This window comes from Pseudomonas sp. R38(2017) (genome assembly GCF_002112395.1).
GTDB lineage: Bacteria > Pseudomonadota > Gammaproteobacteria > Pseudomonadales > Pseudomonadaceae > Aquipseudomonas.
Genome location: NZ_NEHN01000012.1, coordinates 121,222 through 141,937 on the forward strand (window position 1 = coordinate 121,222; position 20,716 = coordinate 141,937).

20 protein-coding genes and 4 pseudogenes are annotated in these 20,716 nt (G+C 45.0%); 4 read left to right on the forward strand and 20 right to left on the reverse strand.

Features of this window, described 5'->3' with window-relative positions; genetic code table 11:
• Positions 1–133: 133 nt before the first annotated feature.
• A complete protein-coding gene (locus CAF87_RS25945; RefSeq protein ID WP_007956548.1) occupies positions 134–775 on the forward strand; it encodes a hydrolase in 642 nt (213 codons plus the stop codon).
• Between the two features lie 63 nt (positions 776–838).
• On the opposite strand, the pseudogene CAF87_RS25950 reads toward CAF87_RS25945, so the two are convergent.
• The 8 genes and pseudogenes from CAF87_RS25950 to CAF87_RS25985 all read right to left on the reverse strand — a co-directional run.
• Positions 839–1,447 (reverse strand): annotated as a pseudogene (locus CAF87_RS25950) (mechanosensitive ion channel family protein); the annotation flags it as partial.
• A gap of 640 nt (positions 1,448–2,087) precedes the next feature.
• A pseudogene (locus tag CAF87_RS25960) lies at positions 2,088–2,354 on the reverse strand (IS3 family transposase); the annotation flags it as partial.
• A gap of 35 nt (positions 2,355–2,389) precedes the next feature.
• Positions 2,390–2,896, reverse strand: coding sequence for a GNAT family N-acetyltransferase (locus CAF87_RS25965; protein WP_085730057.1), 507 nt, complete (start codon positions 2,894–2,896; stop codon positions 2,390–2,392).
• 79 nt (positions 2,897–2,975) lie between these two features.
• Positions 2,976–3,347 carry a hypothetical protein gene (locus CAF87_RS25970; protein WP_176243103.1) on the reverse strand — a complete coding sequence of 124 codons (372 nt, stop codon included), beginning with the start codon at positions 3,345–3,347 and terminating at the stop codon, positions 2,976–2,978.
• A gap of 373 nt (positions 3,348–3,720) precedes the next feature.
• Positions 3,721–4,527, reverse strand: coding sequence for a bifunctional 2-polyprenyl-6-hydroxyphenol methylase/3-demethylubiquinol 3-O-methyltransferase UbiG (locus tag CAF87_RS25975; protein WP_085730058.1), 807 nt, complete (start codon positions 4,525–4,527; stop codon positions 3,721–3,723).
• 50 nt (positions 4,528–4,577) lie between these two features.
• Positions 4,578–5,021, reverse strand: coding sequence for a hypothetical protein (locus CAF87_RS29110; protein WP_139831684.1), 444 nt, complete (start codon positions 5,019–5,021; stop codon positions 4,578–4,580).
• A 1,086-nt stretch (positions 5,022–6,107) separates the two neighbouring features.
• Positions 6,108–6,662, reverse strand: a complete 555-nt coding sequence (locus tag CAF87_RS25980) for an AAA family ATPase (RefSeq protein WP_085730059.1) — start codon at positions 6,660–6,662, stop codon at positions 6,108–6,110.
• Positions 6,663–7,100: 438 nt separating this feature from the next.
• Positions 7,101–7,538 (reverse strand): N-acetyltransferase, encoded by a 438-nt coding sequence (locus tag CAF87_RS25985; RefSeq protein WP_218189729.1) that lies wholly within the window; start codon positions 7,536–7,538, stop codon positions 7,101–7,103.
• A 204-nt stretch (positions 7,539–7,742) separates the two neighbouring features.
• On the opposite strand from CAF87_RS25985, the gene CAF87_RS25990 reads away from it, so the two are divergent.
• Entirely contained in the window at positions 7,743–8,207 is a 465-nt protein-coding gene (locus CAF87_RS25990) for a GNAT family N-acetyltransferase (RefSeq protein ID WP_085730060.1), read from the forward strand.
• A 520-nt stretch (positions 8,208–8,727) separates the two neighbouring features.
• Here CAF87_RS25990 and CAF87_RS25995 read toward each other — a convergent pair.
• The 3 genes from CAF87_RS25995 to CAF87_RS26000 form a co-directional block, all read right to left on the reverse strand.
• A complete protein-coding gene (locus tag CAF87_RS25995; RefSeq protein WP_085730061.1) occupies positions 8,728–9,261 on the reverse strand; it encodes a GNAT family N-acetyltransferase in 534 nt (177 codons plus the stop codon).
• 113 nt (positions 9,262–9,374) lie between these two features.
• A complete protein-coding gene (locus CAF87_RS29115) occupies positions 9,375–9,698 on the reverse strand; it encodes a hypothetical protein (protein WP_139831685.1) in 324 nt (107 codons plus the stop codon).
• A gap of 100 nt (positions 9,699–9,798) precedes the next feature.
• Positions 9,799–10,020 carry a carbon storage regulator gene (locus CAF87_RS26000; protein WP_085730062.1) on the reverse strand — a complete coding sequence of 74 codons (222 nt, stop codon included), beginning with the start codon at positions 10,018–10,020 and terminating at the stop codon, positions 9,799–9,801.
• A 512-nt stretch (positions 10,021–10,532) separates the two neighbouring features.
• Here CAF87_RS26000 and kdsB point away from each other — a divergent pair.
• The gene (kdsB, locus tag CAF87_RS26005) at positions 10,533–11,273 is read left to right on the forward strand and encodes a 3-deoxy-manno-octulosonate cytidylyltransferase (RefSeq protein ID WP_085730063.1); all 741 of its coding nucleotides are present in this window, start codon (positions 10,533–10,535) and stop codon (positions 11,271–11,273) included.
• A gap of 83 nt (positions 11,274–11,356) precedes the next feature.
• Here kdsB and CAF87_RS26010 read toward each other — a convergent pair whose 3' ends face one another.
• From CAF87_RS26010 to CAF87_RS29795, 6 genes and pseudogenes are all read right to left on the reverse strand, one after another.
• On the reverse strand, positions 11,357–11,863 hold the full coding sequence (locus CAF87_RS26010) for a hypothetical protein (protein WP_139831686.1): 507 nt from the start codon (positions 11,861–11,863) through the stop codon (positions 11,357–11,359).
• An 83-nt stretch (positions 11,864–11,946) separates the two neighbouring features.
• Positions 11,947–13,197: an aminoacyl--tRNA ligase-related protein gene (locus CAF87_RS26015; RefSeq protein ID WP_085730065.1), complete on the reverse strand. Its 1,251-nt coding sequence runs from the start codon at positions 13,195–13,197 to the stop codon at positions 11,947–11,949.
• A 100-nt stretch (positions 13,198–13,297) separates the two neighbouring features.
• Positions 13,298–14,398 (reverse strand): D-alanine--D-alanine ligase, encoded by a 1,101-nt coding sequence (gene ddlA, locus CAF87_RS26020; protein ID WP_085730066.1) that lies wholly within the window; start codon positions 14,396–14,398, stop codon positions 13,298–13,300.
• A 62-nt stretch (positions 14,399–14,460) separates the two neighbouring features.
• A complete protein-coding gene (locus CAF87_RS29120; RefSeq protein WP_139831687.1) occupies positions 14,461–14,748 on the reverse strand; it encodes a hypothetical protein in 288 nt (95 codons plus the stop codon).
• 218 nt (positions 14,749–14,966) lie between these two features.
• Positions 14,967–15,830 (reverse strand): methyl-accepting chemotaxis protein, encoded by an 864-nt coding sequence (locus CAF87_RS29790; protein WP_371850993.1) that lies wholly within the window; start codon positions 15,828–15,830, stop codon positions 14,967–14,969.
• A pseudogene (locus tag CAF87_RS29795) lies at positions 15,822–16,583 on the reverse strand (MCP four helix bundle domain-containing protein); the annotation flags it as partial. The pseudogene CAF87_RS29795 and the gene CAF87_RS29790, both read right to left, overlap by 9 nt.
• A gap of 445 nt (positions 16,584–17,028) precedes the next feature.
• Between CAF87_RS29795 and argP the strand changes: the two are divergent.
• Entirely contained in the window at positions 17,029–17,970 is a 942-nt protein-coding gene (gene argP / locus CAF87_RS26030) for an HTH-type transcriptional regulator ArgP (protein ID WP_085730068.1), read from the forward strand.
• A gap of 188 nt (positions 17,971–18,158) precedes the next feature.
• Here argP and flgE read toward each other — a convergent pair whose 3' ends face one another.
• From flgE to flgC, 3 genes and pseudogenes are all read right to left on the reverse strand, one after another.
• Positions 18,159–19,472, reverse strand: coding sequence for a flagellar hook protein FlgE (flgE, locus tag CAF87_RS26035; protein WP_085730069.1), 1,314 nt, complete (start codon positions 19,470–19,472; stop codon positions 18,159–18,161).
• A 30-nt stretch (positions 19,473–19,502) separates the two neighbouring features.
• Positions 19,503–20,228: a flagellar hook assembly protein FlgD gene (gene flgD, locus CAF87_RS26040; RefSeq protein ID WP_085730070.1), complete on the reverse strand. Its 726-nt coding sequence runs from the start codon at positions 20,226–20,228 to the stop codon at positions 19,503–19,505.
• A gap of 15 nt (positions 20,229–20,243) precedes the next feature.
• Positions 20,244–20,609: pseudogene (flgC, locus tag CAF87_RS26045) on the reverse strand (flagellar basal body rod protein FlgC); the annotation flags it as partial.
• Between the last annotated feature and the right edge of the window lie 107 nt (positions 20,610–20,716).

Sequence of the window (20,716 nt, forward strand, 5' to 3'; positions counted from 1 at the left end):
AGGTAATTGTCCCTTTATCGGCTAGCCCCTAAAGTGACATCCAAGCCGAGACAACAACGCCGAAGACGGCAAAACGCCTCGACTCACCCAATACCCAATCGAAACTTTGAATCGACATCAAAAGGAACGCGCCATGTCTATCCGTGAACTGCTGAACCCGACCAACTCCGCCCTGATCCTGATCGACCACCAGCCGCAAATGGCTTTCGGCGTACAGTCGATCGACCGTCAGACCCTGAAGAACAACACTGTCGGCCTGGCCAAAGCGGCGAAGATTTTCAACGTACCGACCATCTACACCTCGGTCGAAACCGAAAGCTTCAGCGGCTACATCTGGCCGGAACTGCTGGCGGTACACCCGGAGCAGAAGCCGATCGAGCGCACCTCGATGAACTCCTGGGAAGACAAGGCGCTGGTTGACGCAGTGAAGGCCACCGGGCGCAAGAAACTGATCATCGCCGCGCTGTGGACCGAAGTCTGCCTGACCTTCCCGGCACTTGAAGCCCTGGCCGAAGGTTACGAGGTGTACATCGTCACCGACGCTTCCGGCGGTACCACCAAAGAAGCTCACGACATGTCGGTGCAGCGAATGATTCAGGCCGGCGCAGTGCCGGTGACCTGGCAGCAAGTGCTGCTCGAGTACCAACGTGACTGGGCGCACAAAGACACTTATCAGGCAGTGATGGATCTGGTGCTGGAACACAGTGGTGCGTACGGCATGGGCGTCGACTACGCCTACACCATGGTGCACAAGGCACCGCAACGGCAGGCCTGACAAGTCGGTCGGACAAAAAAAGACGCAACCTGGGTTGCGTCTTTTTTTGCGCTGAAGAAAGCGCTACATCAGATGTTTCTCGGCTCCTGGAATGTGGCTCGCACCCAGCACCGCCGGCAACAACCCGCTACGCAAATCCCCGCCACTCGGCTGCTGATACAGACTCAACCCGAACTCCGGCAGCACCGCCAGCAGGTAATCGAAAATATCCCCCTGGATCCGCTCGTAATCGGCCCACACCGTGGTGGTGGTAAAGCAGTAGATTTCCAGCGGAATGCCCTGGGCCGTGGTCTGCATCTGGCGGACCATGCAGGTCATGTTCGGCTGGATCTCCGGGTGGCTCTTCAGATAGGCCAGCGCGTAGGCGCGGAAGGTACCGATATTGGTCATGCGCCGGCGGTTGGCCGACATCGCCGCGACGTTGCCCTGCGCTTCGTTCCAGGCCTTGAGCTCGGCTTTCTTGCGGCCCATGTACGCGGTCAGCAGGTGCACCTGGGAGAGTTTTTCTTCTTCATCGTCGCGGATGAAACGCACGCCGCTGGCGTCGATGAACAGGCTGCGTTTGATCCGCCGCCCGCCGGACTGCTGCATGCCGCGCCAGTTTCTGAACGACTCGGACATCAGGCGCCAGGTCGGGATCGAGACGATGGTCTTGTCGAAATTTTGCACGTGTGAGCTAAGTGGAGAAATGGACATGGCAAAACCTTACAGATCAGTAGGTTAGTTTTTTTGTCCATTGTCCATTTTTCCCGGTTTTGATGGACATCCCGCTCAACCTTCCAGCCCCGTAAGCACTGGCGCCCCTCTCAACCGAGCATCTGTAATCATAAATAGAGGCACTCCACCAGTTCTTCGTACGCCCAAAGCTCCCGCTGCAGGAGAGCCCCATGACCATCCCCTCCTTTCCTAACGGGCTCAGTCGAAACGTCTCGACCTGCGGTGCTTCGGTGTGTCTTCATTCAGTCCCCTTACGCGCTCATTACTGCAGCTCCAAAGTGTTATTCGGGTCGAACATGGCGACAGTGTCACGCTGAAGCTTGCTATAGCACTGGCTGAGAATGTGCTTTTGAGTGGTAATTAATCCAAAGTCTTCCAGGCGCTCTTTGAGCCGTGCTCGGTCATCTTCATTCTCGACACCTTCTCTCAGAATATGAGAGTGATTTGACAGAATTTTAACTAACTGGCTTAGGCGCGCGTGCCCCAGATTTGTGAGATACCGCCTCTCAATTTGAAGATCTGCTAGGAGTTTTTCCTCAAAGGTAGATTTCTTTTTGACTTTCACGGTGGTAGGAGGTGAATCGCCCCGGGTTTTCTAGACACTCTCCAGGCTCGCTGCGTAACGCTTTTCAAACTCTACCGGTGACAGCTGATTGTTGAAACTGTGGCGTCGTTTTGGGTTGTAAAACATCTCGATGTAATCGAACACATCATCCCGAGCATCCTGGCGTGTAGTGTAGATTTTACGCTTGATCCGCTCCCGCTTTAGCAACTGGAAAAAACTCTCCGCCACAGCGTTGTCGTGGCAGTTACCTCGACGACTCATGCTGGCTACCAGGTTGTTAGCTTTCAAGAAGCTTCGTAAGCGTCCGGGTAACACACCTTACTTGGAAAGCTCTAATTAGGAGCAAACCAGGCCATAGTGATATCGGCAATGAAGGTGCCGTCTGGCAACAGGATTTGCTTTTGTAAGCGTCCTTCCTCAACAAAGCCAAACTTTTCGTATAGGCGCCGGGCACGCGAATTGGTTTCACGCACGCGTAGTTCGATCTTAAGTAAGCCGGGCTGGGCTCGGGCCCATTCCAGAAGCGCGGTCATCAGTGCTTGGCCCACACCTTGCCCCAGGTTGTTGGGATGCACAACGATAGTCAGACTATATACGTGGGCGAGTGCCTCAAGCCTATAAGGCTCCAGTAGCGCATGACCGACCACCAAGCCGCTTCGCTCGGCTACCACGTACAAACCCTTACGAGTTAATGCGTCGATTTTGTCCTCAAAGGATTTACAGCTGAATTCACTCGGACGGGATATCAACAGCCCAGGAGTCCGAGCGGTTTCGCGCTCCGCGTTGCACAGCACGACTGCGTCAGTGATCAACGCGTTTCGAATGGCTAGGTCGTTCAAGCCGCACCTCCTGATTAGCGGTAGGTCATGTCAATTTTGTAGGCGGCTGAATTACGCTTAGTCTGTTGAGAGAACCGCGTCATTCAAAACCCCATCTATGCGGTAATAGCTGCGTAATCTCACTAGCTCTCTGCGTGGGTAACCTGGTTGTTTCGGTTGAAGCGTCCTTGGCCTGCTTTGCCAGGGTCTGCACGACATCGATACGGCTTGAGAGCGATTGTTGGCTGACACGGAAATCTTCCATTGTGACCAGGGGGTTGCCTGACACAGTATCGAGTTGATCGTCCATCGCGCTTACCCTGCTCAGAAGAGCGTCGATGGAGGTTTTCTCCGCTGCTCCATTCATGGCGCTAGACAACGTCGACAGCTGGTGCTGCTGGAGCCCAAAGATTGCAACCAGGACAAGCAGTCCCGCAGCGATGGGCAGATGTTTTCGGGTCGGCAATTTCATGGGTGTCCTCTCGAAGCCGAGTACACCCTCGTGCAAGCATGATTCTGTTTCAGCAGAAAATGCTTAGCCCGCACCCACGGAGTTTATTTGAGCAATCTGCGCTTGCTTCTGTAACACCTATCAAGTTTGCTTTCACTTTTTGACGTTGCAGCTAAGCCAGCTAGTATAGACAGTATTGGACGATAATTTGTCCATAGTATACAGTGATGTTCTCAATTTGCTTAATTCGGTCTTCGTAAGCTTGAGATAATTCTGATGCATGGATCAAAGGCCTGATTGATCCGCCTATGTTACCTCTAAAACTAATAGAAAAGCGTATTAAATTTCAACTTATAGGCTGGACGCATTATAGATGAAAATTAATTAAGCCGCCTTAAGTTATCATCCTTTTGATAAACCTGAAAACTTTAACTCTGAATATTTCGTATTTTCTCACAGGCACACGTACTGCACTTATCAATAGCACTGGTGGACGTCTGAAGTGTTCCATTAACGATGGCTGAATATCCAACTTAGACAAGACCGGCGTTGGCTCCCCTAAATGTACGACCTTAAAGCCCGCATCCAATAATGTGTTCACATATGTTTCTATGGTTCGGTGATATTTTATTACCTCTTCATCAAACCATAACGTTCGGCGCGCCCCTTTCTGCTGATAGCGATCTAAAGGCCAGCACAAGCAAACTCCATCCGAATTTTTTACCCAACCAACTGGGTTCGCAGTGCAAATTGGGTGTTCAACGGAAAATAAAAAAACTCCTCCTGGGACTAAAGAGGCACGTACGGTCTCTACCAAATTTTTCCAAGCTTTAACGTAGTGAAAAGCTAGCGAGGATACAACCAAATCAAAACTTTCAAATGCGGGAACATACTGCTCAATTGAGCTTGTAATGTATTCTATAGAATTATCGCTTGTCTGCATCTTTGCCTTCTCGATCATTCTTTCTGATATATCTAACGCCGTAACAGCGCTAGCACCGGAGGTTCGAAGATAACGAGCTAACTCACCGGATCCGCATCCAAGCTCCAAGACTCTCATACCCTTGACATTTGGCAACAGTGCTTTCATAGCTGGCATCTCCAAACCACCATTCAACCCGCTATCCGCCTGACGCATAAACATATACCGCTCAAAAAAAGCGGGGTTATCATATACGTTTTGTAGTGGAAAGTTTCTCATTTACTACACTCGCTCGCGATATATGCACAAACAAATCAAGCGATCTTGATTTAAATTTTCTGGGAATGTTGTTCTTGCTCCTCTTTTACTCGTTTCGCGACCTCTTTCGCGATCCAATCCTGCTCCTCTTGAGGAAGAGATACCACATCCTCCTCCGTCAACCCCATCTCCTTTAGCAATTGAGCACGAATACGTTCTGCTGGAGTTTTGTGCATCCACTCAGTAAATTGAGAACTTGCCGAAACAGACGTGAAGTCTGTCGTTGCACGTTTTTTTGTCTTCGACTGCAATTGAGCGCAAGCAAGAACTTCTTCAAATTTTTTTGTCCCATTTTCTATTCTCTGCAAATTTGTTTTCGAAAGGTCATTTGATGACTCAGATTTAGCGCCATCAACTCGCTCAGTGGATTCTGGGGACGAATTTTTTAGAGAAGAAACATTCAATTTAACTATACCTAAAAGCATTTTATTTCTCCAAGTTACTTCTGGTTGCATTAAGTAAATCACTAAAGCGGTGACACAGAACTTAATTACGCCTAACAGTTCAATTTCATTCGTATGGACCATATAGGAGGGAGGGATTCTCCCCAACCCTCGAGTCATACTCAGGCAGAATGGAAAAAAAATAAACAAGATTAAGTATAATTCAGCAACGCCAATAAAAACTTAACCAGAATGCGTACCGTATGACCTTGCGCCTTGCAACCGTTAGGTTTAACCCTACTCAAATATAGATCCTGACGAACCCACAATCCTCAGAAAGGACGAAAAGTAGTGATGTACGCACCCTTAACTTCACCGGAGCGAATCCGGTGACATCTGTGTCAGTGCAGTAAGAAATGATTGCACTCAGAACAAGCAGTCCCACTGCGTTGGCTGATGTTTTCGGATCGGCAATTTCATGGATGTTCTAGCGAATCCGAGTATAGCCTCGGCACAACCATGATTCTGTTTCAGTAGAAAACACTTAGCAGACTGCGCTGAATTTATTGACTGATATATAAAGTGCTAATTAGTTAGCGGCTGAACGTAGCAGCAAGGTGGTAGAGAAAAATAAAAATGTTTCTAAAAAGCACATCATAGACACAATTGAAGAATACGTTTTACAGCCGAAGCCTTCCGAATTGACCGTATCTTCGCTGCTCATAAACTACACTAATGACTACAGAGATTTAATTGCGCATACATATAATCTGCCTAAATCTAAGATGGATTTTTTTATTCTCCGTCAAACGCTTGTCTGTAAGGTTAATAAGGAAAATCTGGCGATATGCTCCGCTGGTGTATGTATCAACTGGTCTTTGAATGGTTACTAATAAAGGAGGGGACCTCCATGCAACACGGTTTGTTGATGGACTATCAAAACATCATTTCACCGATTCCATATATTAATCAGTGAGCGAAAGTCATCTACCAAACCATGCGTACAGGCTAATCGGCAGAGCTTTCATAAAGTTTTCTGGAATTTCAGACGAATGCCTGTGCTGTTGATATATGCAAGGAGAGTAACTTTTGAAAGGCTTTTAAATTAAATCATAAAATTAGAAAATTTATTTAAGTAACCTTAAGACGTTTCGCAAATTAATCAGAAGCAGATGCAGTATTCAGTTTGGAAAGCACGAAATCCGCGCGCTCCTGCACAGACATTGGGGGAACTTCAACCAACGTATAGCCATATTCTTGATATATGTCGACCATTGCGTTAAAAGTTAGCGATGCCTCTTTGAACGACTGCTTTCTTTCTGCGTCTTGTTTGTAGATCGACTCCCAAGGTGGAATTATAAATACCGTATCTGAATATTTGAAATTTTTTATTGAATTTTTTACGTGCTCCGGTACGGGAAGTCCGCAAAAACGAAGATAGCCAGCGATATCTGGGATCCCACGGTCAAAGAAAAACGGTTGTTTCCCTCCCTCGGCAGCGTGCCAGGAGCGGATCTCCCAACATAGCATAAGTTCTGAAAATAGCTTAGAATCAATCCACGGAGTTGCATTTCCGCCTATAGTAGTTTGATCTTTAATTATCTGCCTTCCAGCTTCGATAGTGTAGGAAAAGTTTCTTTCCCCAAGTGCTTCTATCAGAGAGCTTTTGCCCGCACCTGGACCGCCAGTAATCACCACTCTAACATTCTTCATTATTAATCTCCGAATAATTTCAGCTCATTTTTCTAGAATTTAGATTTTCAATCATTAAGGTATACATTTGGAAACCTTACGGATGTAGAGCTAGTAACAACCGACGTATCTTGCTATCAAACTGGAATGCTCCGAACAGCTCCAGCCCTCTAAACCCTTACCTGTTGACGGAGGTGTCCCGGAGATCTTAGAAAAAAGATCGGCCCAGGGTTTATTTTACAACCTACGTCTCAAATCCGCTGAAAATTACCTATGTGACATTCCGATCGCCTATGAGTGGGCTATTTGTCAAGGCTGCCTTACGAGTTCAAGACAGCGTTAGCGAAAAAACCTCATAGATAACTTACTGCTTAGTTGATCCGTAATAAAAAACGGCAAATCCTAAAAGCAGTCCTCCATAGGCGTTTAGCTACAAGAGTTACAGTTGAAAATCGAATCTCAAGTAGCAGCCCAAGATAGTTCGATATGCGTGGCTGTTTCGCCGGTCTGATGAAAGCCAAGCCGTTCATAGAATCGCTGTGCCAATGTGTTCGTCCGGAAAACACTCAATTGCAAAGTCACTTTCCGAGCTGCCGCGTCCAGTTGGAGTTTCTGCATAATGCTGGTGCCGAAGCCCTTGCTTTGGAATTCTTGTGAAATGGCGATATTTTGAACATAGATCCTGTTTTCATTATCTACAATTTGAACGTATCCAATAATTTCACCATTTGATTCAACAACTGAAGTCACTGCGTGAAGGAATTCCGCAGTAAAATTGGAGAGCTGCCAACTTTCATCCCAGCCCCATATTTTCTCAATGTGATCTTTGAAGACCGATCGATGGATTTGAAAAAGTACAAACAAATCACGGTCCGTTGCGGGGCGCATAAACATCATTGTTTTCTCCATTTCTCTAGACGTACTTTCTTCAAGTATTGTACTACATTGACATGCCTTGAGTTAATTGCGTATAACTATCAAAGTTCGAACAAAAATATTCATGCTGAAAAAAAATTGAAATCAACAGTAAAATAAACTTTAAATAATGCTAGACTTTATTCTACCCACCTAAATATGAAACCTATATGGAGAAAAGATATCATGATATCTGTGAAATTAAGGGATCTGTACGATGAAGATAGGGCCGCTGTGATTGCTATGCTTCGAGATCCTAAGGTAATGAAATTTTTGGGGCCTCACCGCGCACTTACTGAAAGTGAAGCGGAATCTTGGTTCAGGGATGCACTTGCTAACCGCTCCCGACTTACTATTGCACGGACCGATACTGATGAATTTATTGGATTTTGCGGTATTAAGCAAGTGGATGGCGTTCTCGATTTTGGATATTTTATTAGTTCGGAATTTTGGGGTAATGGTATAGCTGTCTTGGCTTGTAAATTAGCAGTCAAAAAATTAGCGACTGAGATCAATTTAAATGATGTTCAAGTTTTCATAGCAGAAGACAATATTGCAAGTCAAAAAGTTGTAAGAAAGCTTGGATGGCCGGCTATTGGAGCTGGAGTTAAAAATGGAGAACATGGTCAATATTATAGAATAACTATTTAATACTGGTTTCCATGTTATTGTCGATAAGCTAAAAATTTAGTACAGAGATTTAGAATGCGCTATCCAACAATCACATCCGATTTTTCTGCTTCGCAGTTTTAGCTCTGTACGTGGCTTTATTAAATCCGATAAATCTTATTGGGGAGACCTCAGCATCTATTGCAAGCCATAGCTAAACCACGATGAGGTAGACGTCGCGCACTCGATCAAACAATAAAATTATTTATCTACCGCCCTTAATTTTCGAAAAGCTTTCTAAAATAAATGTAAGCATTATTTTTGCCAAGCAAAACATTAAGAATGCCCAACCAATAAAAATCCAAACGAGCATTAAAAACAAAGAAACTGTCAAGGTTAAATCTATACAATCAAATACATACATTACACTGCCTCCAGTTCTTCCAAAAAATAATTATAAAAAATAGCCTGCTCGATAAATTATCTGGTTCAAGAAAAAACTAACAGCAGACATTATTAGGTTAATCACAAACCACTAAGCATGCCAAAGTGTTCGATACTTCTAGTTTAGCTCCCTCTTGAATACTATCATTTCGCTGAACTCTGTTTTTACTAGACGCGAATAAATTCTAGTTCCTATTTCAATGAACCCCCATTGCATATAAGCCTTTTTAGCGAGTTCTGCTGAAGCCATTACATCTAACCATACATATTTAAAGCCCTGCGCCATTAATATCTCGGTTGATGCTTCTAAAAGCCGTAGACCGATCTGCTGCCCCTGACAACCTGGCAATATGTATATTCTGGAAATTTCTGCTCCACCCGGCTCAAGGGTAATCGGATCTCGTGAGTGACATATAGTAACTATAAATCCAACAACAATACCTTCCTTGACAGCCACCAAAATTTGACAGTCTTCTCTTCGAAGCAGTTGATTAAAGGCTGCACAACTGAATGTTTGCAGTTGATTTACCAGTGACACACAATCCATCCACAAATAACTGTATGCTGCTGCGTAGGCAGCCGGGCCTACCAGGCCTAAAATTTCCGCATCACCGCTATTCGCCTTTCTAATTTTAAATCCGTCTCCACTCATGTTAAACCCCGAAATAAAATACAAAATTAGAAACAGTGAGCCAATATCTAATGTGATAATAAAATCTAAAAATCAAAATTTACTTACACTTATCTACCTAAGAAAAGTTTGCTTCAAACACCGTCAAGCAAGTTATGCATTTTTTCCACAGCATTAACAAAAATACGCAGTAATGGATCACATTCATATGTTTTGAAAGGCTTGATTATCGACAAGCCTTTCACAAAACCACGCGCCTCACCAAATGCTATAGAAAGAGAATGAACGTCCAAAGAAGAGGTTATGCGGCATACCACCTCAGCCGAATATTGCTCGTAACGGATTGATAAGCGCAATGTCCGTAGCTCCATTAAAGACGCTTTAAGGCATGCTGAAGCCTCATGACTTAACCTGAATTGCCCAATATACTCTAAGCTCAAAGGGTGATAATCATTCATCAGTTTTGCATCCAAATTCCGTGGAGAGTTTACTTAGATTTAACATACAGTCTGGATAAGAAAAATCAGCTCAACGATTAAAAATCGTTAAAAATATAAATTACTGGATAAGCTTTTTCTTGCGCTTAATGGTTATTGACGTTTTTATTGCCTTCGATTTTCTGAGCTGAGCGTAAACTTCTTCCCGATGAACTAATACGGTAGGCGGAGCCTCAACCCCCAATCGTACTTGACCACGTCGTTCATCGACTTGAGCAATAGTTATAGTAATGTCCTCACCAATCACCATCATTTCACCTAACTTTCTAGAAAACACTAACATGATTCCCCCAGTCCTCACGGAATAAGCATAATTTAATGCCTAGATGCCTAGATGCCTAGATGCCTAGATGCCTAGATGCCTAGATGCCTAGATGCCTAGATGCCTAGTAAAAAACGTGTACAATAAATTACCGTGCTCATAGCATATGTATAATAAGGAACGCTATAAGTGCCACGATCAAAAATCCAATACCCGCAAGAAACAAATTCAATAACATTAAAAAGTTCCTATTCCATCATAATGTCCTGCTCTCCATCGTTTCAGCTCACGAACTCTGAAGCGTATCGACAAATAATATAATTAACCAGATCCTGTTTAATGTGAATTAAAAATAAATTTTTTTCATGGCCAACAAACAATTCTTAATCAAGATTCGATCTGCGAGTAGAAACAATTGCCACAACTATCTCGTTTTTTGATCTAGATCAAATGGGGAAAGACCAAAAAAAATAACCTTTGATGCGATTACTTTTTTGCCGCTGTGAAACTATCCAATACATCCAGGAGTAGATATGAATAGGCCATTCACGATAATCATTCCCGCCAGATACGAATCTAATCAACTGATAGGGAAACCATTGCTCATGATGGGTAACAAACCACTAATACAGGTAGTTTGGGACCAAGCTCGTAAAAGTAACGCCGAACGAATCATCGTCGCGACCGATAATGAGAGAGTACTACAGACTTGCGCAGAATTTGGTGCAGAAGTAGTCATGACTTTCAAGGATCACAATTGTGGTTTTGAAATACTAGCAGAGGTTATTGAGCTACTAGAAATTCAACCAGACGAACTCATCGTATATATGCAAGCAGACACTCCATACAATCCGTCAATCCTAATTGACCAAGTCGTAGCTAATCTAATTGCGAACAGTGACGCATCAGTTGCGACGTTGGCAGAACCCATCGAAGATGTAAAAACACTGTTTAACCATAAGGTGGTAAAAGTTACAACTGATATCCATGGCTTTGCGATTACATTTAGTCGATCAGTTTTACCATGGGCACTCGAACAATTCGACATAATCCGTGACTCTATTCCCGAGGGAGTAAGTTTTTTTAGGCATGTAAATTTATATGCATGTAGGGCAGAATTCATCAGGGAATTTCAAAAGTGGGGGCCTTGCGAGCAGGAAAAAATCGAAAAGCTAGAGCAGCTACGTGCAATTTGGAACTGTATAAAAATTAAAGTTGCACTCACATGCAAGCCTACTAATGCGTTATTTGACTCGGCTCATAATATTAATTAGAACGAAAGAGCTTTGCAGGTTTTTTATCTAAAATACAAAAAAATAATTGCCGCGAGTTTAAAGAAAGTTAAATATATCTTCTGTTATTTTTGTAGAGAATCTCCAACTTCTAAGACTTCTGGAGCATATTGAAGGTACCACTCGCGCTGACTTAATATTAAGTGCTGTGCTATTTTTAGCTGCCACTCAGGCATATCAGAATAACGTATCCCCATTGAGTCGACTCTTACGACTTGCCCACCATCCTCCTCGTAGAGTGCCCACCCCTTCGCCTCTAAACACAAATACGTTGACTCATCAATTATTTCATCTTGAGTTGATCCAAGCGAAAGCTGTATTCTTACATTCTCACTGCGGGCCATATAACTTTCAACTTGAAATAAAATGCATGAGTTTAATCCATTGCTAAAATCCTCCGCCGAGAGTTTCTTACCAAGAGCTTGAGCATAAATATTTCCGAATTTAAAATCCATGTCATTACGATCTGATGCGATATTTGTTTCACTGCTTAACGAATAGTTTTTAGAAACATAATCTTCTTTTTTCTGGTACGCACAACCAGCGATAAAAAAAGGAAACCATACAACCAATATTGCAATCCTTATATAAAGCATATATGCTCCAAAAGCTTGATAATGAATAGATTAAAATTTACTCAAAAAATAATAACCATTTAGCTTATCTCTTCGACTCCGAACATGTATGGTCTAAGTGCAGAAGGGATGTTTATGCAACCGTTTTTATTCCGATAATATTCTATGATTGCCATCAGCGTTGGCCCTAGTAGCAACCCTGTCGCACTAAGGCTATGTAATAACTCTGCTTCTCCAGTAATCGAATTTAAATACCGAACTTCCATTCGGCGTGTATGGAAATCTGTATCGTTGGAACAAGTTGCAACTTCAATATATTTATACTGACTAGGCAACCACACTTCCACCTTATAAGACTTTGCAGTCGTATGATTCAATGCGCCAGTGCACGACTCTACAACTCTATAAGGCAACTCTAGAAGCTGCAACACCCTCTCAACATTTTCCGTTAAGACTTCCAAAGCCTCCACCGATCTATCCGGCTCGATTAATTGCACAAGCACTACGTTTTCGTTTACAAGAAGACTGGTGTCAGGTGCAAATTTATTGAATTCAGAAATCGTACAAGGAACATCTATCACAAACTTCAGAGGCTGCCGAGCATTACGCGCAATAATATTCCCTGCAAATAAATTTAAAATAGACGATTTAGGATCTGATTCATCGAATCCATCTTTTTTTATCTCCAAAAAAGCTTTATCAATTTTGTCTTTAAGTATTTCCTCAAGTGACGTTAAAGAATTTTCAACACCAAGCAGACAAACCTCTATGCATTGGTGTTCTTCTACATGAAGATCAATCATAAATCGTTTAAGCGCACGGCAAAGGTGCGCAAATCCTTCACTCATACAACGTTGACCTTTGAAATTTAGATTCACCAATCCTTCGTAAATTCGAATTTTGTCAAATGAAGCGAAATCTGCAAATATAGATTCAGAATTCCTCATTACCTCCCAACGACGAATCTCGATATTCTCGTTATCGTCCTCACCTATAGGTACAGATTCGTCTGGTAAATTTGGGATATCCAAAAAAGTTCCTCTTATTTCTGCGTCAATCTCATTCAACTCTGCCCTATAGTTTCTTAGGTCATTAGTGGTGCACTCTACGTCCGATATCAAATCCAAAATATTCTCGCCACGTTCTGCGGCACAATCAATCAGTTTCGAACATGCAGCGATTTCTGCCTGTAATGCGCTTATATGGCGTTTAATAGTTTTTGCCCGTATGTTCAGGGCCTCAAGTCGAGTTACATTTAAAGAAAATCCTCGCATCGCGAGCCGATCTGCAACGTAGTTCAGGTTAGAGAAAATATATTTATCATAGGTCATTATTTAAATACCCACTTACATTGATTCTATCAGGTTAACATGGCCACTTGTAACTAGCGTTAAATTCTTAACCAAAATAAATAAGCTCAAAAAAATATATTCATATCGGATTAACGGTCGTTAACATATTGCGCTCTATATGTCGCTCAAGAGCAAGCTCTATCAGATGACTCAATAGACTTTCAAATCCTAGACCTTCTCTATCCCACAATGCGGGATACATACTTGATGGAGTAAATCCAGGCAAAGAATTCACCTCATTAACTATTACTTCATCGTTTTCAGTTAGGAAGCAATCTATCCGCGCCAAGCCAGAACAACCAAGAGTTTCAAATACTCTCAACGATATATTTTGGATACGCGCCTCGACTGCCGCGCTTATATTTGCGGGGACCAATATCCTAGTCTGAGGATCATGATATTTCGCGCCATAAGTGTAAAATTCTTTGTCTATAACAATCTCGCCACAACTGCTAACTATGGGATTATCGTTACCTAATACTGCACATTCTACCTCTCGGCCAACAACAGCAGCTTCAATCAATATTTTGTGATCAAACCGAAGAGCCAAATCTACGGCTGCGTAGAATGAGTCCTGATCCGAAGCCCTACGAACCCCCACAGACGATCCCTGGTTTGCGGGTTTCACAAAAACAGGCATGCCTAGCTTTTCTTTTACCCTCTCGAAAGAAGTGCGCTTCGCATTTGTACGATTCATCGTGATAAATGGTGTGACGGGCACGCCTGCATCACGGAGTAACCGTTTTGCGACATCCTTATCCATACAAATAGCAGATGCTAGAACATCAGATCCCACAAACGGCAAGCCTGCAACACGTAGCAAACCTTGGAGGCAGCCGTCCTCCCCAGAGGTACCATGCACTATCGGAAAAAATACATCTATATTTTTTGGGAATTTCGCTCCGAACTTTGAAACCAATTGCTCACCGCTAATACCTCGAAGTAAAGCTATTTCTTCACTGCCTATCGACGCATTGGCTGAATATTTTCCCGCTTGCTTGTGGAGAGCATCATGTTGATCATTAATCCTCCATCGACCGCACTTATCGACTTCAATTAGGATCGGTACATATCGTGAACGATCTAGCCCTTGTGCAATGGCTTGAGCGGAACGTATAGATACTTCATGCTCTGTGGATTTACCTCCAAAAACAATACCGACTCTAAGCTTATTGGTCATATATATGGCTCAATCATAGATTTATCAATCGTATTAACAGTTTATGTTTTACGGAAAAATGATTATATTTCAGCACCTTGTTTGCGAAATTTACTATAATGAAGATAAAGATCTAAATATTTTCGGGCATAGCAATTCGCTAAAGGTCTTATGTCACGCAATAAAGGGGGCACGGAATAACCATAAAATCTATAACTATAGGCCTCGTAGTGCGCGAGCTGTTCCACCAACTGATATGCGTCAATTAAAGCTTGACGGTAATCATCTTCTAGTTCTGGAATATTCGCGAAAGCGCACGCATCCACCCATTTAAATCTAGCTTTCAATGAAGTTTCAAAAGAAAAATTCATGCGCACTCCTCTGATTGGCGATATTTCAACAATCAAAGTGATAAAAGTGCGTTAATATGCTTTAACTAGCTTCCTTTGGAATCCGCAAGTCATTGGATATCAACGCGAAATTTAACCGAGAGCCGCATTTACAAAACAAAGAGAACAGGAATCCAGATGATTCTCTAAATTCAGTAAATAACTCACCTAAAACCTAAAGTCGTTAGCAGTGAATCCGCTTAAATCTTAAATCTACTAATCAGTTCATTAAGGCTTATGGCCAATCGTGCTAACTGTTCACTTGCGATTGCTGTTTGCTCTACTCCTGAAGAACTTTCTTCTGAGATATCACGGATCGCAATTAAATTTCGATCTGCCTCTCGCGCAACTGCTGCTTGCTCTTCTGCAGCGCTAGCAATCACAATATTCATTTCATTTATCTCTGTTATTCTTTCGAGAATCTGAGTAAGAGCAAGATCAGCTTCGCCGACCATTTTTTGACTGCACGCAGCGAACTCACCGCTTTGTTGCATTTCTTCGACACCTTCCTGAGTTACATTCTTAATGCCCACAATCATCCGCTCAATTTCTTGAGTCGAGCTCTGGGTACGCGACGCTAAATTACGAACTTCATCTGCAACTACAGAAAATCCGCGGCCTGCTTCCCCGGCTCTAGCCGCTTCAATCGCAGCATTTAGCGCGAGTAAATTTGTTTGCTCCGCAATTGAACCGATAACATCTGAAACTTTTCCAATATTTGAAACTTCTTCTGCCAGGCGGAATACCGTATTTGTGGTTTGTTCCAATTGATCCGTTAATTTATCAATGGTCTGGCGGGTGGAGACAACCTGGCCCTTTCCTTCATCTGCAAGCTCTTTTGCATAACTGGAGGCATTAGAAGTTCGGCTAGCATTATCAGAAACCTCGTCGACTGCAGCAGACATTTCTGTAACAGCTGTAGCAGCTAACTGCATTTCTTCGGTCTGCCTGTGGATGCCCTTTGCTGTTCCCTCAGACAAAGCGTGCAACTCTTCTGCTGCCGACGCTAATTGAATAGCAGACGACTGAATACCCTGCAGTGTTTCACGCAAGGTATCCTGCATTAGCTGGATCGAGCATTGAACTTCGGTTATCTCGTCTCGGCCGTGTATTAGCAAAAGTTCACGAAGGTCGCCAGAAGCTACTCGAGCCGCAGCCTCTTTGAGTGATGTTAACGGCCGCAAAATACTGCGAATCATTAAGCAACTAAAAATAGAGCCGATCACGATGACAGCTAAAAGTATAGATATAAGCTCAAGACGTGTTGAGTCATACAAGTCTTCTGTCTGCTCATACTCTAAACGAACTCTATCTAACTGATTTTCAATCAAATCGTTCAATTGCTCGGTTATTGGCTCCACTAAAGGATAGATTTCAGCATCTAGAAAGGATCGTAAGCTCACAACATCACCACGTTCCAATATCTTCTTTAACCGTTCCAATGGTTGTTGAACTGCTTCTTCCGCTGCATTTAACCTAACACTCGCTTCCTTTAATTCTGGGGTCATTTCAGTTTTCATATAAGCAGCCCAAAGCTCATCTATCTGATGATCAGCGTTTTTCACATCAAGCTCAGCCTGAGAGAAGGGTATCTTTCCACTAAGGGCTTTATAACTGGAGCTTACAATCTTTACTGAGAATAAATCAGAAACCTTTTTTAGGTCATTTATAGGTAAGATACGATCTTTATAGACTCTATTAAAACTCTCCACACTTAGTTCTAGCGAGCGAATCCCTATATAGCTTATGAAGACACAACCTGCCAGTAATGCACAAACCAAAAGAATCAAACGGCCTCGTATAGTAAATTTTTGCATAGAGTTAGACCCTTTATGATAGTCGCTTACATCTCCAAAATAGTCTTGGCATTTTTAGTGACTGTAAGCTACTATCAATTTAAGTAAGATTGAGAAAATCCCTGGTATCGAACTTGTCCTTAATTACGCGTAACATCAAAGTGTATTTTTAGTTGCGAATTCCCGTTAGCTTCTACAGGCCCAATGTGAGGTTCAGCTAAGCAAAAATCCCTTCCGCGCGGACCTCTCCATTCGGATGGTAATAGTTAGCATTTCTGCTTAAGGCTTGAGAAAACTAGCCCATTACCTACGGGTTCTTTGCGTTAAGCCAATAACATAGACACCGGAGCCTCTTAACTTTCCTACCCTGTCTACTTTAATCTATGATCAAGCAAAGCGTAGAAAAACTGAAGCAATCCGAAGAAAATTTCAGCAAAGCTTAGAAGCGCTTAACAAGGGAGCAACTATGAAACTCGATGCTAAGCAAATGCAGGCCTTTTTCGCCGTCGCCGAGACAGGTAGTTTCGAAAAGGCAGCCGAGCGCCTACGTGTCACACCGTCGGCAGTGTCACAACGTATTCATGCGTTAGAGGTTCGTCTCGGAAGTTCTGTGATAATTCGCGGACGCCCATGCGAATCAACGCCTATCGGAAAAAAACTGATGCACTATCTTCGACGTGCAACCGTTCTCGAAGATGAGCTGCTCAATGAGATCTCCGGTGACGATGATGGGCATCTTAGGATGGTGATGGCTGTTAACGGAGATACATTGGCAACTTGGTTTTTTCCAGCGTTAGCCGATATTTTTATCAATGAAAAAATTCTGCTCGAGATTCTCGTCGAAGATCAAGATCACACTTATTCGCTGTTAGAAAGCGGTCAGGTGATAGGATGTATCGGTACGCAGGCTCTGCCTATGAGAGGTTGTTTTGTAAAATCGCTGGGCTCGATGCGATACGTATTGGTCGCCTCCCCTGCCTTTCAGGCTCAATGGTTTCCAGATGGATTATCGCGTGAAGCAGCATTCAAAGCGCCGGTATTCGCGTATTCACGTAAGGATACATTGCATTCTGATTTTTTGCGTTCTCGATTTGGGTTGCACTCTAACGTTTATCCTGTCCATTACCTTTCACTTCCTCAAGCAAGACTGAAAGCGATTCGTAGGGGGCTTGGATACGGAATGATTCCACTGGCACAAGTAGATGACATGCTAAAAAAGAAGGAGCTTGTCGATGTTTCGCCAGGACAGTTCATCGATCTTGAGCTCTATTGGCATGCATGGTCTTCACAATCTCCTCGCCTGGAGGCGCTTTCGGAACGGGCTGTAGACGCTGCTCGACGTGTATTGAGCAATCAAGAACCGCACAAGCGCCCAAAAATTCAAAAAAACAAATCTAAAAAACTATAGCATCTAAAGCTGTCAATTGATTCAACGACATTAATAGGATTATGCGTAAGAGATTTACAGTGTTAATTCCAGATCAATATTCATCTACTTGCCTACCGGGAAAACCTCTTAATGATTGGTGATAAAATTTTGATTCAACATATATGGGCTAGTAAAAGCCCCTCAAAAAGAGGGGCTCAATACCAGATTCAAATCATCTGAATAATGGTCTGCATAATCGTGCTCTGAGTCGAAATGGTCTTGGCGTTCGCCTGATAGTTGCTCTGCCCCTTGATCAGGTCCACTAGCTCGTTGGTCAGATTGACGTTCGACGCTTCCAGCGAGTTCGACACCACCGAACCGAGGGTGCCGGTTTTCGGCGCGTCATACCCTGGGATACCCGAAGCGAATGTCTCTTTCCAGGACGTGCCGCCCACAGGCTGCAGGCCCTGTTCGTTGGTGAAGCTGGCTAGGGCAACCTGGCCGATGGCCTTGCTCTGGTTGTTGCTGAAGTTGGCGAACAGCGTACCGGTGCCGTCGATGGTCAGGTTGGTGATCTTGCCGGTGGCGTAACCGTCCTGAGTCGGAATCGAACGAGCGGTGTCGGCGTTGAACTGAGTGGTCTTGGCCATGGAAATGGTAATACCGGCCGGGTTGGCCGACGCGCCGTTAGCCGTCCATACACCGTTGGTCACGGTGCCCGGTACCCAGCCTGTGAGTTTCAGGTCGCTGCTGATCACGCCTGGCGGAGTGCTGACCTGAGTCAGCTTGCCAGTGGAGTCAAACGACATTGTCGAAGCCACGGGCGCGGTGACTTTCGGATCGCTGCCGGTCGCATCCGGGTTACGACCATCGACCAGGGTGTAAACCTTCCAGGTGTTGGCTCCGGTTTTCACCATGTATTGATCCATGGTGTGCTGGTTACCCTGGCTGTCATAGATCGGGGTGCTGAACGACTTGGTGTAAGTCGCGGTATTGGTCGGGTCAAACGTGCCCGCCGCCACGGTGTCATCGATCACCGGAGCCGTCGAGTTCAGGTTGATGGTCGACGTCACCAGCGAGGTGGTCTTCGGCGCCAGGTTCGAGGTATCGATCTTCAGGTCGGTCAGGACGCCGTTGATGATCTTGCCGTTGGAATTCACACCGTAACCCTGCAGGCGCGAGGTGTGGTCGGTGTTGGTGATGTAGCCGTCCTTGTCGACCTTGAACGTACCGGCACGGGTGTAGGACACCGAACCGTTGTTGCTCAGAGTGAAGAAACCGGAGCCGTTAATCCCCATGTCCAGCACGTTGCCGGTGTTGTTGATGTCGCCCTGGGTGAACTGCTGGGAAACGTTGGCCAAGCGCACGCCGTTGCCGATGACCTTGCTGCCACTGCCCAGGCGGGTTGCCGAGTAAACGTCTTCGAATTCCGCGCGGGAGGATTTGAAACCGGCGGTCGCGACGTTGGCGATGTTGTTGCCGGTCACGTCCAGTTGCTTGTTGGCAGCATAGAGACCGCTAAGGCCGATATTGAAAGACATATTCCACTCCTTTGTGCCGGTTAGTCGGCTCTATATACCAATGGTTTTTACTTTGGACAGGGCAACGGAGCCCTTACCGGACAGGTTGAGCATCAGCTCGCCACCGGTCTGGCTGATGGTCACGCTGGTGACTGTGGCCGGCAGGTAAGTCGCCATATCGGTCGACTTGCCATTGATTGAGGCATTGGCCTTGACGGTATAGGTACCGGTCTTCACCTGATTGCCGTCCTTGTCCTTGCCGTCCCAGGTGAAGCTCGCGGCGCCTGCGGCGCGACTGCCCAGATTGAGGGTGCGAACAATCGTTCCGCTGCTGTCGGTTATGCTGACGGTGCCGCCGGCAATCGTCGACGGAACGGTGACCGAACCGGTCAAGCCTTTGCTTGGATTGTCGAGCTGAACCGAGTTGGTCTGCACGATCACGTTACGGCCAACCAGCGACAACGCCTGCAGCGCCTGCGACGAGTTGTATTTGCCGGCCAGCGAGCTGACGGTGCTGTTGAGGGTCGTAATCCCCTCCAGGCTGCTGAACTGCGCCAACTGGGCCACGAAAGCACTGTTGTCCTGCGGATCGAGCGGGTTCTGGTTTTTCAGCTGGGTGACCAGCAGTTTCAGGAACGCATCCTTGCCCAGGGCCTGGCGGCCGGTGGAGCTGTGGGTGGCCGAAGCGATGCCTTCGGCTGTCGAACTGGTCTTTTTCGACGAGTTCGCCAGGATGTCCTTCATGCTCAGGCTGCTGGTGGTATCGGTAACACTCATGGCGGTCGCCCCTTATCACTGACCGAGGGTCAGTGTCTTCTGCATCATGGTTTTGGCTGTGTTCATCATTTCGGCATTGGTTTGGAACGAACGGCTCGCGGAAATCATGTCGGCCATTTCTTCCAACACGTTGACGTTCGGGTAGTAGACGTAACCCTTGGCGTCGGCGGCTGGGTGGTTAGGCTCGTAACGCGCTTCCAGATTGCTCTGGTCTTCGACCACACTGAGCATCTGCACGCCTTGACCGGCGGCGTCCTGGTTCTGGAACAGCGAATCGCTGTCGCCGCTCTGGCCCCCTGGAACATGGTGGCGAATACCGGGTGACGGGCGCGGTAGGTTTGGTCGATGCTCGACGACGGTTTCGGCGTTGGGCACGCTCGATACGCCCCGCCTTTCACGCTCAATGGTTTCCAGATGGATTATCGCGTGAGGCAGCATTCAAAGCGCCGTTATTCACTTATTCACGTAGGGACACATTGCATTCAGTA

Excerpts from the sequence above, each read along its gene's own strand:
- CAF87_RS25945 (WP_007956548.1), top strand. The coding sequence starts at position 134 with ATGTCTATCCGTGAACTGCTGAACCCGACCAACTCCGCCCTGATCCTG.
- CAF87_RS25970 (WP_176243103.1), bottom strand. The coding sequence starts at position 3,347 with ATGAAATTGCCGACCCGAAAACATCTGCCCATCGCTGCGGGACTGCTT.
- CAF87_RS25975 (WP_085730058.1), bottom strand. The coding sequence starts at position 4,527 with ATGAGAAACTTTCCACTACAAAACGTATATGATAACCCCGCTTTTTTT.
- CAF87_RS29110 (WP_139831684.1), bottom strand. The coding sequence starts at position 5,021 with ATGCAACCAGAAGTAACTTGGAGAAATAAAATGCTTTTAGGTATAGTT.
- CAF87_RS25980 (WP_085730059.1), bottom strand. The coding sequence starts at position 6,662 with ATGAAGAATGTTAGAGTGGTGATTACTGGCGGTCCAGGTGCGGGCAAA.
- CAF87_RS25985 (WP_218189729.1), bottom strand. The coding sequence starts at position 7,538 with ATGATGTTTATGCGCCCCGCAACGGACCGTGATTTGTTTGTACTTTTT.
- CAF87_RS25990 (WP_085730060.1), top strand. The coding sequence starts at position 7,743 with ATGATATCTGTGAAATTAAGGGATCTGTACGATGAAGATAGGGCCGCT.
- CAF87_RS25995 (WP_085730061.1), bottom strand. The coding sequence starts at position 9,261 with ATGAGTGGAGACGGATTTAAAATTAGAAAGGCGAATAGCGGTGATGCG.
- CAF87_RS29115 (WP_139831685.1), bottom strand. The coding sequence starts at position 9,698 with ATGAATGATTATCACCCTTTGAGCTTAGAGTATATTGGGCAATTCAGG.
- CAF87_RS26000 (WP_085730062.1), bottom strand. The coding sequence starts at position 10,020 with ATGTTAGTGTTTTCTAGAAAGTTAGGTGAAATGATGGTGATTGGTGAG.
- kdsB (WP_085730063.1), top strand. The coding sequence starts at position 10,533 with ATGAATAGGCCATTCACGATAATCATTCCCGCCAGATACGAATCTAAT.
- CAF87_RS26015 (WP_085730065.1), bottom strand. The coding sequence starts at position 13,197 with ATGACCTATGATAAATATATTTTCTCTAACCTGAACTACGTTGCAGAT.
- ddlA (WP_085730066.1), bottom strand. The coding sequence starts at position 14,398 with ATGACCAATAAGCTTAGAGTCGGTATTGTTTTTGGAGGTAAATCCACA.
- CAF87_RS29120 (WP_139831687.1), bottom strand. The coding sequence starts at position 14,748 with ATGAATTTTTCTTTTGAAACTTCATTGAAAGCTAGATTTAAATGGGTG.
- CAF87_RS29790 (WP_371850993.1), bottom strand. The coding sequence starts at position 15,830 with ATGCAGGATACCTTGCGTGAAACACTGCAGGGTATTCAGTCGTCTGCT.
- argP (WP_085730068.1), top strand. The coding sequence starts at position 17,029 with ATGAAACTCGATGCTAAGCAAATGCAGGCCTTTTTCGCCGTCGCCGAG.
- flgE (WP_085730069.1), bottom strand. The coding sequence starts at position 19,472 with ATGTCTTTCAATATCGGCCTTAGCGGTCTCTATGCTGCCAACAAGCAA.
- flgD (WP_085730070.1), bottom strand. The coding sequence starts at position 20,228 with ATGAGTGTTACCGATACCACCAGCAGCCTGAGCATGAAGGACATCCTG.